The sequence below is a fragment of the Actinomadura hibisca NBRC 15177 genome (assembly GCF_001552635.1).
Classification (GTDB): Bacteria; Actinomycetota; Actinomycetes; order Streptosporangiales; family Streptosporangiaceae; genus Spirillospora; species Spirillospora hibisca.
Genome location: NZ_BCRO01000012.1, coordinates 157,669 through 170,442 on the forward strand (window position 1 = coordinate 157,669; position 12,774 = coordinate 170,442).

General features: G+C 72.7%; 10 protein-coding genes. 8 read left to right on the forward strand and 2 right to left on the reverse strand.

From position 1 onward, the window contains the following. Nucleotides 1-105: 105 nt before the first annotated feature. Both AH6_RS06875 and AH6_RS06880 read left to right on the forward strand, forming a co-directional pair. Nucleotides 106-3,810 carry an ATP-binding protein gene (locus tag AH6_RS06875; RefSeq protein WP_067475386.1) on the forward strand — a complete coding sequence of 1,235 codons (3,705 nt, stop codon included), beginning with the start codon at nt 106-108 and terminating at the stop codon, nt 3,808-3,810. A 186-nt stretch (nt 3,811-3,996) separates the two neighbouring features. After that, entirely contained in the window at nt 3,997-4,245 is a 249-nt protein-coding gene (locus AH6_RS06880; RefSeq protein ID WP_245679207.1) for a hypothetical protein, read from the forward strand. 145 nt (nt 4,246-4,390) lie between these two features. Here AH6_RS06880 and AH6_RS06885 read toward each other — a convergent pair whose 3' ends face one another. Continuing rightward, complete coding sequence (locus AH6_RS06885) at nt 4,391-4,591, reverse strand: heavy-metal-associated domain-containing protein (RefSeq protein ID WP_067475389.1); 201 nt, start codon at nt 4,589-4,591, stop codon at nt 4,391-4,393. Between the two features lie 220 nt (nt 4,592-4,811). Between AH6_RS06885 and AH6_RS06890 the strand changes: the two genes are divergently transcribed. Together AH6_RS06890 and AH6_RS06895 are read left to right on the forward strand one after the other, a co-directional pair. Next, on the forward strand, nt 4,812-5,429 hold the full coding sequence (locus AH6_RS06890) for a DUF47 domain-containing protein (protein WP_067475392.1): 618 nt from the start codon (nt 4,812-4,814) through the stop codon (nt 5,427-5,429). Continuing rightward, nucleotides 5,426-6,580, forward strand: coding sequence for an inorganic phosphate transporter (locus AH6_RS06895; protein ID WP_083982330.1), 1,155 nt, complete (start codon nt 5,426-5,428; stop codon nt 6,578-6,580). Before AH6_RS06890 ends, AH6_RS06895 begins: the two co-directional genes overlap by 4 nt. A gap of 76 nt (nt 6,581-6,656) precedes the next feature. Here AH6_RS06895 and AH6_RS06900 read toward each other — a convergent pair whose 3' ends face one another. Then, nucleotides 6,657-8,333 carry a bifunctional metallophosphatase/5'-nucleotidase gene (locus AH6_RS06900; RefSeq protein WP_083982332.1) on the reverse strand — a complete coding sequence of 559 codons (1,677 nt, stop codon included), beginning with the start codon at nt 8,331-8,333 and terminating at the stop codon, nt 6,657-6,659. Between the two features lie 117 nt (nt 8,334-8,450). Between AH6_RS06900 and mshD the strand changes: the two genes are divergently transcribed. From mshD to pstA, 4 genes are all read left to right on the forward strand, one after another. Next, complete coding sequence (gene mshD, locus AH6_RS06905) at nt 8,451-9,332, forward strand: mycothiol synthase (protein WP_067475891.1); 882 nt, start codon at nt 8,451-8,453, stop codon at nt 9,330-9,332. 344 nt (nt 9,333-9,676) lie between these two features. Next, complete coding sequence (pstS, locus tag AH6_RS06910; RefSeq protein WP_067475398.1) at nt 9,677-10,783, forward strand: phosphate ABC transporter substrate-binding protein PstS; 1,107 nt, start codon at nt 9,677-9,679, stop codon at nt 10,781-10,783. Between the two features lie 91 nt (nt 10,784-10,874). Then, on the forward strand, nt 10,875-11,855 hold the full coding sequence (gene pstC, locus AH6_RS06915; protein WP_067475401.1) for a phosphate ABC transporter permease subunit PstC: 981 nt from the start codon (nt 10,875-10,877) through the stop codon (nt 11,853-11,855). Next, complete coding sequence (gene pstA / locus AH6_RS06920; RefSeq protein ID WP_169807811.1) at nt 11,852-12,766, forward strand: phosphate ABC transporter permease PstA; 915 nt, start codon at nt 11,852-11,854, stop codon at nt 12,764-12,766. The genes pstC and pstA overlap by 4 nt, the downstream gene beginning before the upstream one ends. Nucleotides 12,767-12,774: the final 8 nt, after the last annotated feature.

Consider the following 12,774-nt stretch of genomic DNA (forward strand, 5'->3'; position numbering starts at 1 on the left):
GGCGGTGCGGGGTACGGTGCTGCCCCGCCGCCTGGGCGGGGTCCGCGCGGGCACGGGCCGTCCGGTTCGGATCCGTTCGCGGCGACCGAGCGCGACACCCGCGCCATGGTCGCGGCGAGCTGGTGGCAGGCCGCGCCTCAGCAGCAGCGGCAACACGCGATCGGCGGCCGGATGCTGGTGCTGCCCGACGGCACGTGGTGGTTGTTCGGCGCGTGGGCCCGCTGGTACCGGCTGCATCCGTCCGACGGGCAGTGGTACCTGTGCCCGCCGCCGCGTTCGCCGCAGGACCGGATGGCGGCCCGGCCCGCCCAGCAGGGCGGGCAGCGCACGCCGTCGTTGCCCGCGCACGTCGTGCCCGCCGGGCCCGACTTCGACTACGACCCGCCCGGCTCGTTGCCGTTCGTCGGCCGGGCCTTCGCCCCCGACCTGACCGGCCGCGTCCGCGCGACGGTGGAGTCGGCGGCGGCGCTGCCCGCCGCGGAGTACCCGCACTGGTGGTCGCAGTTCACCGCCGAGACGCCGTCCACCGTGGCGGTGGCGTGGGGCGTGCTGCTGTGGTGCGCGAACGCGCCGGTGTTCGACGCGCGGCTGGACGCCCAGATGCTCGACCTGTGGCGGCCCTACCGCGCCAAGCCGCTGCCCGCGACCGACGGGCCGCGCTGGTTGACCCCGCCGCCGCTGGAGACGCTGGTCGGCCTGTACGCCGAGCGGTTGCGCGCCGGGCACGTGGAGGCCGCCGTCATCGTGCTGCGCACGATGTGGGCGGTGGCGACCGCGCTGCGCGCCGACGCCCGGTTCCAGCCGCGCGCGGACGCGTTGCTGGCGATCCTTGGCGGCACCCTCAGCAACCCGACCGTGGACTACGACGCGCTGCCCTACGGCGACCAGGCCATCGTCCAGCAGTGGTTGACGCGGTGCCCGCCCCACCTGGTGCCCGCGCTGCGCAACGAGAGTTCGCCGGGCGACAACTTCCGGCACGCGTTCTACGCGTTCGCCGAGCGCGTCGCCGACCACGCGGGCGATCCGGGTGGTCCCGCCTACATCGAGCCGCGCCTGGTGGCGGCGGCGCTGCTGGCCGCGGATCTCGCGGTGGTGCGCGGGGACATGGCCGCCGGGATCGTGCCGTGGCTGGATCCGGAGATCCGCTACACGGTGCAGGCGGTGCTGGACCAGCCCGGCCATCCGCTGCGCCGGATGTGGCCGGACGATCTGCGGCTGGCCGAGCCGCTGCGCTCTGTGCGGGGTGACGGCGCGGAGAAGTTGCTGGCGGCGATGTACGAGCTGGACCTCGCGTGGTGCCGTCTGGCGGGGATGCCCGCGCGCCCGCGCGGGTTCCCGGTGCCGACCGCGCTCATCGCGGTGCTGATGGGGGAGCGCCGGGTGCGCGCCACGGCCAAGGCGCCCACGATCGTCCCGCCCGCCGCCGGTCCGGCCGGGCAGCGGTTCGGGCAGCAGCAGCCGCCCTACAGCGCGCAGAGCCAGCCGGGGTTCGCGCCGGGCGCGGAGGCGCAGCAGGCGCCGTCGCCCGCCGAGCCCGACCGGCCGTTCGTGCAGCCGCCCGCCAAGCCCGCCGCCTACTCGCCTGCGCACGCCCCTGCGGAGGAGCAGCCGGAGGCGAACGCCGCCCCGCCCTACACCGAGCTGGGTTTCCAGCGGCCGGGCGGGCAGGCGGGCTTTGCGACGCCCGAGCCGCAGGGCGGGCAGGCGGCCTTCGCGACGCCCGAGCCTCAGGGTGGCTTCTCGCCTCCTGAGGAAGAGCGCAACGAGCCTGCGGCCCCGCCCTACACGGCGTTGGGTTTCCAGCCCGCTGGGAGCCCGCCAGCGCCTAATGTGCCTCCGGCCGAGGCCCAGCCTCAGCGGCCGCCCGCCGATTTCTCCGGCACGCGTGTGGACGAGCCCGCTTTCAACCAGCAGCAGGCTCCCCCGCCGCCGAACAACCCGCCCGGGACGCGCGTGATGGGGGCCGACGCGCTCGACGACGCGGGCGTCCACGAGCAGCCCGCGCCCGCCGGTCCCGCGCCCGTCGGCCCTCCGCCCGGCACGCGCATCATGTCCGAGACGATGGTCGGCGACTTCGGCTTCCTGGACGACACCCCGGTGCCCGAGCAGCCCGTCCACGAGATCCCGCCGCCGCAGGACCGCAGCGAGCGCCGCGTCCTGGAGCGCTACGGCATCGGCTTCGTGTCCGGCGAGCTGGACGCGGGCGACCTGCTGGACGAGCTGCGCGAGCAGTGCAGGATTACCGAAGCGGGCGCTGTGGCCTGGAACGCCCCGGGCGGGGCCGGGGACGAGACGACCCGCGTGGACGGCGCTCCGGGCTCGCTGCGCGCCGGGATCCCCAGCGTCCTGCTGGTCGGCACCCCGCACACCGGGCAGCGCCGCCTGGCCCGGCTGATCGCCCTGACCCTCGCCGACGCCGGGACCGGTGACGGCGCGATCCGCGCGCACGACGCCGACGACGTCCGGGACGCCCCCGCCGAGCGCATCGCGGGCATCCTGGCGCGTCCCGGCCCGGCGATCCTGTTCGAGCGGCTGGACGTCGCGGTCGCCGCCGCGCCCGACCCGGCCGCGGTCGCCGCCGCCGTCCGCCGGGTCCGCCGCGACCCCGCCAACACGACCCCGCTGATCGCCACCTGCGAGCCGCGCGCCTACAAGCGGCTGCTCCAGGACCACCCCAAACTCGTGCAGACCTTCCGCGTCTACCGGCTGCCCGATCTGACCGACCTCGACAACCGCATGACGCTGCTGCTCCTGCTGGCCGGGGAGCGCCGCGTCACCGTCGGCGGCGCGGCGCTGGAGGCCGCCCGCGCCGACCTGGACCGCCTGCGCGGCCCCGGCGACCTGGTCGGCGCCCGTCTGGTGGAGGCCTACCTCGACCAGGCCAGCCAGCGCGCGATGGACCGGGCCGGGGCCTCCCGCGACCGGCTGGTGTTGTCGCCCGAGGACCTGACGGGCGTGGCCGAGGGCATCGAGCCGTCGTTGCGGCCGCCCGGCGACATCGGCGGCTACCTCCACCGGCTCGACCAGCTCAGCGGTCTCGCCGAGGTGAAGCGGGCGGTCCACGAGCTGGTCGAGGACGCCGAGCTGGCGGCCGGGCGCGCCCGGCACGGGGTGCCCGACCGCACGCCCCGCCACCTGGTCTTCACCGGGCCGTCGGGGACGGGCAAGACCACCGTGGCGGGCCTGGTCGGCGGCGTCTACGCCGCGCTCGGCCTGCTGCGCTCGGGCCACGTGGTGGCGTGCCGCCCGGTGCACCTGGCCGGACGCGACCCCGCCGACACCGAGGCGCGCGTGGCGGGCATGGTCGAGCAGGCGCTCGGCGGCGTGCTGCTGGTGCAGGAGGCGCACCGGCTGGACCGCAGCCCGGAGGTCGTGCGGCACCTGCTGGCGGCGATGCGGCGCGAGGGCGGCCGGTTCCTGGTGGTGCTGTCCAGTCCGGCCGCCGAGGCCGAGGGGTTCCTGGCGGGTAACCCGGCGCTGCGGGCCGAGTTCGGGCGCGTGCTGGAGTTCACCGGGATGGGCGACCGCGAGCTGGTGCGGCTGTTCCAGGACTATGCCGAACGCGATCTGTACATCCTGGACGAGGAGTTGCGGGTGGAGCTGCTGGCGCGGTTCGAGCGGCTGCGCGAGGACCCGGCGTTCGCCTACGCCCGCACCGTGCGGCTGCTGTTCGAGCAGACGGTGGCCCGGCAGGCGGCGCGGCTGGCCGGGGCCGACGTCAACGCCGCCACCGTGGCCCGCCTGACCGCCCGCGACCTGCCCGAGACGGCGCTGGAGCAGATGCTGGGCGAGTTCCACCAGGGCCGCTGACGCGCCGCCGCGCCCGGCGCGGACCACCCGGACCGGCCAGGTTCGCGCCCGCCGGACCACCACTCCGGATCATGCGAGGGTGGCCCGCGAATGGCCCTCTTGGGTCATGTGCCGCCGCGCCCGGCGCGCGTAGCCTTGAGGTCGGGCAGTGGGAGCAGCTTCGACCCCGCGGGGAGCGGGGCGCCGGTGGGTGCCGGCAGCCGCGTGTCGCCCGCCCTGACCGGCGGGCAGGATCGCAAGGAGGTGGACGCGATGCGCCAGAACCTCGATCTGCGCGTCCAGGACCGTGTCGCGCTGGACGAGATCGAACTCTACGCCGAGATGCTCAGCGCCGTGGCGGAGGCCGACAAGCCGCTGACGCTGGCGGAGATCGACATGGTGCTCGGAGTGGACTCCGCGGATTCCGCGGACCGGGCGCTGACGCGACAGGACTGACGCAGGACCGATAAGCACACGACCGGACGTGCCGGGCCGCCCCGCAGCGGGGCGACCCGGCACGTCCGCGTCACGGGCCCTGACGTCGCGGGCCCGCGCGTCACGGGCCCGCCGGCACGGCCCGCTCGTCACGGGCCGTGACCGTTCAGGCGATGTCGTACCCCGCCTCGTCGATGGCCGCGCGCAGCGCCGCGTCGTCGAGGTCGGTGCCCTCGACGACGACCGTCTTGGCGTCCACGTCCACCGTGACCTGGCTGACCCCCGGCACCTGGCGCACCTCGCCGCCGATGGCCTCGACGCAGTGCCCGCAACTGATGTCGGGCACGCTGTAACGAATCTCACTCATGATCGAGTATCGCTTTCCGTGTGCGGACCGTACCCGGCCGACAGTACGGGTCCGCCCCGCCGGATAGGGGTATGTGTCGCGGGTGTGCACCTCTTGATCTAGGGCACCCTTGTAGGTGAGAGGATGGCGGACACCAGCCGAAACCTGGGCGAAGGTTCTTTTTACGGCTGGTTCCGCCTACGATCCTCTGCGGACTGTTCCGGCACTTCAGGAGAACGACGTGCGTTTGCGTCTCACGCCGCGTGAGGACAGCTTCTACGACATGTTCGCCGATTCGGCGAACAACCTGGTCACCGGCGCCAGGCTGCTCGTGGAGCTCATCAGCGACGGCGCTGATCGGGAAGCGATCGCCGAGAAGATGCGCGCCTGCGAGCACGCGGGCGACGAGGCCACCCATGCGATCATGCGCCGGCTGAACGAAACCTTCATCACCCCCTTCGACCGCGAGGACATCTACCGGCTGGCCTCGACGATCGACGACGTGATGGACGAGATGGAGGAGGCCGCCGACCTCGTCGTGCTCTACCGGATCGAGGAGTTCCCCAAGGGCATCGTGCACATGGTGGAGGTGCTGGAGCGGGCGGCCGAGCTGACCGCCGAGGCCATGCCCCGCCTGCGCTCGATGAAGGAGCTCAACGAGTACTGGATCGAGATCAACCGGCTGGAGAACCAGGGCGACCAGGTGTACCGCAAGCTGCTGGCGCAGCTGTTCAGCGGCGAGTACGACACCCTGACCGTGCTGAAGCTCAAGCAGGTCATCGACCGGCTGGAGGAGGCCGCGGACGCCTTCGAGCACGTGGCCAACACCGTCGAGACGATCGCGGTCAAGGAATCATGAGCCCGGCGGGGTCCACCGTCGCCAAGGAGCCGCCACCCGGACCGCCCGACCCCACGCTCGCCGAGCAGGCGCGCCGGGGGCCGAGCAGGTTCTGGCTGCTGATGCCGCTGGGCGTGCTGCTGGTGATGGCGCTGGGCGCGATCGGGCTGCGCACCGACGCGCAGATCGCCGTGCTCATGCTGGTCGTGGTCATCGCGTTGATCTTCGACTACACCAACGGCTTCCACGACGCCGCCAACGCCATCGCGACCTCGGTGTCCACCCGGGCGCTGACACCGCGCGCGGCGCTGCTCATGGCCGCGGTCATGAACATGGTCGGCGCGCTGCTGGGCGTGCAGGTCGCCAAGACCGTCAGCGAGGTCATCACCCCGCCGACGGGGCTGCACGGCCTGACGGTGGTGGCGGCGGGCGTGCTGGGCGCGATCACCTGGAACCTGATCACCTGGTACTTCGGGCTGCCCTCCTCGTCCTCGCACGCCCTGATCGGCGGCGTGGTCGGGGCGGGGCTGGCCTCGGCGTCCTCGGTGAACTGGGAGAAGGTGGTCGACAAGGTCGCCATCCCGATGGTGGTCTCGCCGGTGGTCGGGTTCTTCCTGGCCTACGCGTTCATGGTCGCGCTGCTGTGGATCTTCCGCCGGGCGCACCCGGGCCGGGTGGGCCGCCGCTTCCGCATCGCGCAGTCGCTCTCGGCGGCGTCGATGGCGCTGGGGCACGGCCTCCAGGACGCCCAGAAGACCATGGGCATCATCGTGCTGGCCCTGGTGACCACCGGCCACTCCGACGGCAGCTCGGTGCCGCTGTGGGTCATCCTGGCCTGCGCGGGCGCGCTGTCGATGGGCACCTACGCGGGCGGCTGGCGCATCATGCGCACGCTGGGCCGCAAGGTCATCGAGCTGGATCCGCCCAAGGGCTTCGCCGCCGAGGCGACGGCCTCGGTGATCCTGTACGCGGCCGCCTACATCTGGCACGCTCCAATCTCCACCACGCACACGATCACCTCGGCGATCATGGGCGTGGGCGCGACCAAGCGGCTGTCGGCCGTGCGCTGGGGCGTGGCGGGCAACATCGTGGTGGCCTGGGTGCTGACGATGCCCGCGGCGGCGCTGGTGGCGGCCGTCGTGTACTGGCTGGTCCACCTGTTCGGCGCCTGACCGGGCGCCTTCCGAACGACATCGGGGCCGCTCCGACCGTGCAGGTCGGAGCGGCCCCTTTCGTCGTGTCAGCCGGTCACTGGCCCGAGATGCGGTCCAGCGCGGGCGGCGCGATCGGGGAGTGGGCGCCGAAGTAGGCCACCAGGGCGTCCAGGTCGATCGGGCCGAGCGCGGTGCCGCTGCCCTTGGTGAAGGTGGTGAAGCCGTCCCCGCCGCCGAGCAGGAAGTTGTTGGCGGAGATCTTGTAGGTCGCGGCCGGGTCCACCGGCGCGCCGTTCACCGTGATCGCCGAGACGCGGTCGCCGACCGGCCTGGAGCGGTCGATGGTGAAGCGGAAGTTGGCCGACGGCTGGAGGATCTTCTCCCCGGCCGAGGTCCACTGCTGTTCCAGCAGCTCGTCGAGCTGCGCGCCGGTCAGCGAGGTCACGCCGGTGACGTTGCTGAACGGCTGCACCGCGAACGCCTCGCCGTAGGTCACCACGCCCTCGCCCTCGCCGCCGCTGGGCTTGAAGTCGAAGTCGGTGCGGATGCCGCCGGGGTTGGTCACGGCGATCTGCGCCCCCAGGCCCTTGGTGGCCTCCAGGTGCGCGTCGGCGATCACGTCGCCGAGCGCGGACTCGCCGGCCGAGGAGGCGGTCCGCCTCAGGTCGGCGGTGATCCTGCCGATGGGCTTGTTGGCGATGGTGGAGACCCGCTCCTTCCACTCCGCCACGAAGTCCGCGGTCGGCTGGTCGGTGATGTCGCGGGTCACCACGTGGTTGTCGCCCTTGAGCGTGGAGCGCACCACGTCGTTGGTGCGGCGGTCCACCTGGAAGTCCACCTGGGTGATCACGCGGCCGAACGAGGAGCCGGAGGAGTACAGGCGCGGCTTGCCGGCCGGGTCGGTCACCGAGCACAGGTACTGCTGGTGGGTGTGGCCCGCCAGGACCACGTCGATGTCGGGGTCGGCCTCCTTGGCGATGCGGGTGCCCGCGCCCGGGACCGTCCCGCACGCGTCCGGCCGCTGCCCGGCCGGGGTCTGGTCGCCCTCGTGCACGAGCAGGACCATGGCGTGGACGCCGCGCGCCTTCAGCTCCTTGGCCGCCTTGTTGGCCGAGACGACCTCGTCCTCGAACCTCAGGCCCTCGATGCCCTCGGCGGTGACGATGCTGGGCGTCGTCTTGGTGACCACGCCGATGAAGCCGACCCGCACGCCGTTGACGTAGCGGATCGTCCACGGCTTGAGGGCGGGCTTGTTCTTCTTCTCCTTCAGGACGTTGGCCGCCAGGTAGGTGAACTTGGCGCCCTTCCACTTCCCGGCCGGGGAGCAGCCGTCCTTGGGGTGGCAGCCGCCCCACTGGATGCGGTGGAGCTCCTTGTAGCCCTCGTCGAACTCGTGGTTGCCGACCGCCGAGGCGGTGACGCCCACGTCGCCCAGGAACTCCACCGACGGCTCGTCGTGGTAGGCGGCCGAGATCAGCGGGGAGGCGCCGATCAGGTCGCCCTGGGCGACCTTGAGGGTGTTGCGGTCGGTGAGCCGCTTGAGGTGGGCGGCCAGGTGGGCCGCGCCGCCCGCGAGGACGGTCTTGCCGTCCTCGTCCACGGCGTTGGCCGAGCTGCCGGTCGGCGGCTCCAGGTTGCCGTGGAAGTCGTTGATCGCCAGCAGCCGGACGGCCGAGGTCGGCGCGGGCTGGGCCGCGACCGGCTGGGCGGTCGCCGCCACGGCCACCGCGCCCGCCGCGGCACAGGTCGCGAGGAGGAATCTGCGAGTCATTCTGCGCACAGTAGAGAGGCCGGACGCACAGATCCCTGTCCGATGAATGACAGTTTCATGTCTTTTCGTCAGGACCCTCCCGTCGAGCGCCGCCGGCCGCCGCATACCCTGGTGATCATGAGTGAGGTGCAGGCGCGCGCGGCGCTGCCGCAGGCGGAGATCGACCAGGTGCTGGCCCTGCGGGACGCGGCCGACGCCGCCGACGGCGTCGGCCCGCTGTCGGAGGCGGCCGTGCTCGCCCTGCGCGCGGGCGGCCCCGGCCTGACGATCACCGGGGACGGCACGGTCGTCGCCTACGCGCACCTGGCGCCCGCGACCGCCGACGAGCCCGCCGCCGCCGAGCTGGTCGTCCACCCCGCGCACCGCCGCCGGGGCCACGGCCGCGCCCTGCTGCGCGCGACGCTGGCCGAGGCCGCCGGGCCGCTGCGGGTCTGGGCGCACGGCGACCTCCCGGCCGCCGCCCGGCTGGCCGCCGCCGAGGGGCTGGAACGCGCCCGCGCCCTGTTCCAGATGCGCCGCCCCGCCGCCGACCCGCTGCCCGAGGTCAAGACCGCCGAGGGCGTGCGGCTGCGGACCTTCGAGCCGGGCCGCGACGAGCGGGCGTGGCTGGAGGTCAACGCCCGCGCCTTCGCGACCCACCCCGAGCAGGGCGCCTGGACGCTGGACGACGTGCGCGCCCGCGAGGCCGAGCCCTGGTTCGACCCGGCCGGGCTCTTCCTGGCCGAGCGCGACGGCCGGGTCGTCGGCTTCCACTGGACCAAGATCCACCCGGACGGCCTGGGCGAGGTCTACGTCGTGGGCGTGGACCCGTCCGCGCAGGGCCTCGGCCTCGGCCGCACGCTGACGCTGACGGGCCTGCACCACCTGCGCGACCGGGGCGTGCCGCAGATCCTGCTGTACGTGGACGAGTCCAACACCGCCGCCGTCAAGCTGTACGAGTCGCTCGGCTTCACCCGCCACGCGGTGGACGTCATGTACGGGACGCCCGCCGGGACCTGACCGAAGCCCCTTCCGCCTGGCGAAACGGCGGCGCGGACCCCGTCCGCGCCGCCGTTTCGCGTTCCCCGCCCGAGGCCGCCGCCACGCCCGGGACACCTGCCCGAAAGGCCCGGGTTGTCAGGGGTTACGTGCGGTGTGACCTGGGGTGTTAACCCGCTGTCCACGGCGAATCGGGACATTCTTCGCGGCTCTGCCCGGCCCAGTTCATGCTCCGTTCACCTGGAGCGGGGTGCCCGTACACCTGGCCTGCCTAGCGTCGCATCCGACGGTGACCCCGCGACCTGGACGAACGGTCCAGCCCCCTGTCGGACACCGCCCCACGAGTATCAAGAGGAGACCCTCCGGTGAAGAACGGTTCTCGACTGGCCGCCCTGGGCGGTGTGGTCGTCGCGGGTGCGCTGGCGCTCAGTGCGTGCGGCAGCGACAACAACACCTCCGGTTCGACCGCGAGCAACGCCCCGGCCGGCGACATCGACTGCGCCAAGGCCACGGTGAACGCCGCCGGGTCCAGCGCGCAGAAGAACGCCATCGAGGAGTGGACCAAGATCTACGCGCAGAAGTGCGCGGGGGCCAACCTCAACTACAACCCCAGCGGCTCGGGCGCGGGCATCCAGGCGTTCACCTCCGGCCAGGTGGCGTTCGCCGGTTCGGACTCGGCGCTCAAGGACGCCGAGGTCGCCGCCGCCAAGCAGCGCTGCCAGGGCAACAACGCGCTGAACCTGCCGATGGTGGTCGGCCCGGTCGCGGTGGTCTACAACGTGCAGGGCGTGGACGGCCTCCAGCTGTCGCCCGAGACCGTCGCGGGCATCTTCGCCGGCAAGATCAAGACCTGGAACGACCCGGCGATCGCCAAGGAGAACTCCGGGGCCAAGCTGCCCGGCACGCCGATCAAGCCGGTCTACCGCGCCGACGAGTCGGGCACCACCGACAACTTCACCAAGTACCTCAAGGCCACCGCCCCGGGCGTGTGGACCTGGGAGCCGGCCAAGAAGTGGCCGAACGGCACCGGCCAGGGCGCCAACAAGTCCGACGGCGTGGCCAGCCAGGTCAAGAGCACCGCCGGCTCGATCTCCTACGTGGAGCTGTCGTTCGCCGAGAACAACAAGCTGCAGAAGGCCAAGGTCAAGAACGGCGCCGGCGAGTACACCGAGCTGACGCCCGAGTCGGCCTCCAAGGGCGTGGCCGGCGCCAAGGTCGTCGGCACCGGCAACGACGTCGCGCTGAAGATCGACTACACCACCAAGGAGGCGGGCGCGTACCCGATCGTCCTGGTGACCTACGAGGTGGCGTGCGAGAAGGGCCTGCCGGCCGAGCAGTCCAAGTTCGTCAAGTCCTTCCTCACCTACACCTCCAGCGCCGACGGCCAGAAGATCCTGACCAACCTGGGCTACGCGCCGCTGCCCGACAGCGTGCTGACCAAGGTCCAGGCGTCCGTGAAGGCCCTGGCCTGAGCGTGACCCCGTCCCCCGCAGCCCCGCCGCCGGCCGTCCCGGCGGCGGGGCCCGCGGAGGTCGTGCCGACGTGAACCGAGGAGGACCTCCCGTGACCAGCGACACCGGCGTCGAGACGCGCGTCGGCGCCCAGCACCGCGCGGCCGGACGGCCGATCAGCACCGGCCGCATCGGCGACAAGATCTTCCTGCACGCCGCCCGCGGGTCCGGGATCCTGGTCCTGGTGATCATGGCGGCCATCGCGGTCTTCCTGGTGTGGAAGGCGATCCCGGCCCTGCAGCGGAACGAGGCGAGCTTCCTCACCGCGCAGGACTGGGACCCCAACGCGACGCCGCCGAAGTTCGGCATCGCCCAGCTCGCCTTCGGCACCGTCATGTCGTCGCTGCTGGCGCTGCTGATGGCCACCCCGGTCGCGATCGGGATCGCGCTGTTCATCTCCTTCTACGCCCCGCGCCGCCTGGCCTCCGGCCTCGGCTACGTGGTGGACCTGCTCGCCGCGGTGCCCAGCATCATCTACGGCCTGTGGGGCCTGCTGGTGCTGGCCCCGCACATGGAGGGCATCAGCAAGGCCCTCAACACCGCGCTCGGCTGGATCCCCTTGTTCGGCGGCGACAGCCCCGGCAAGAACTCGATCTTCACCGCCGGGGTGGTGCTGGCCATCATGATCCTGCCGATCATCTCCTCGATCTCCCGCGAGGTGTTCGTGCAGGTCCCGCGGGCCAACGTGGAGGCCGCGCTCGCGCTGGGCGCCACCCGCTGGGAGATGATCCGGCTGTCGGTGCTGCCCTACGGCCGCTCGGGCATGGTCGGCGCGGCCATGCTGGGCCTCGGCCGCGCGATGGGCGAGACCATCGCGGTCGCGATGGTGCTGACCTTCGTGCCCGGCATCAACCTGCACCTGCTGGAGGACGGCGGCTCCACCTTCGCCGCCAACATCGCCAAGAGCTTCGGCGAGGCCACCGACACCGGCCGCGGCGCGCTGATCGCCTCCGGCCTCGTGCTCTTCGTGATCACCCTGGTCGTCAACATGGCCGCCCGCGCGGTCGTGGCCCGCCGCAAGGAGTTCGTGTGACCGCCCCCTCCCTGGCCAAGGCCCCGCCGCCCGCGCGCGGCTCCGCGCTGGGCGCGCCGTCGGCCCGCCGCAAGATCACCGACCGGGCCGTGCAGGGCCTGGTCTACCTGGCGTTCGCGCTGGCGATGATCCCGCTGGTGTCGGTGCTGTGGACGGTGGTGGGCCACGGGCTGTCCCGGCTGGACCCCACCTTCTTCCAGTTCTCGATGAACGGCGTGGGCGGCAAGGACGCCGGGGGCGGCGCCTACCACGCCATCATCGGCACCCTGGAGCAGGTCGCGATCACCACCGTGATCGCGGTGCCGATCGCCGTGCTGACCGCCGTCTACCTGGTGGAGTACGGCGCGGGCAGCCGCCTGGCGCGCACCATCAGCTTCTTCGTGGACGTCATGACCGGCATCCCGTCGATCGTGGCGGGCCTGTTCGTGCTGGCGTTGTGGCTGCTGGCGGTCGGCTTCGGGTTCTCCGGCTTCGCCGGGGCGCTGGCGCTGACCATCCTGATGATCCCCACGGTGGTGCGCGCCACCGAGGAGATGTTGAAGCTGGTGCCAAGCGATCTGCGCGAGGCGTCCTACGCCCTCGGCGTGCCGCGCTGGCGCACCATCTGCTTCGTGGTGCTGCCGACCGCGCTGCCGGGCGTGCTCACCGGCGTCATGCTGGCGGTCGCCCGCGTGATGGGCGAGACCGCGCCGCTGCTGCTGACGATCTTCGTCACCAAGGCGATCAACACCAACCCGTTCGACGGCCCGCAGGCGTCGCTGCCCACCTTCATCTGGGACCAGGCCGCCGACCCCAACCAGAACTCGATCGACCGGGCCTGGACCGGCGCGCTGGTGCTGATCGGGATCATCATGCTGTTCAACCTGGCGGCCCGCCTGGTCGCCCGCCGCTTCAAGCCCGCCGGCCGCTGACCCGCCGT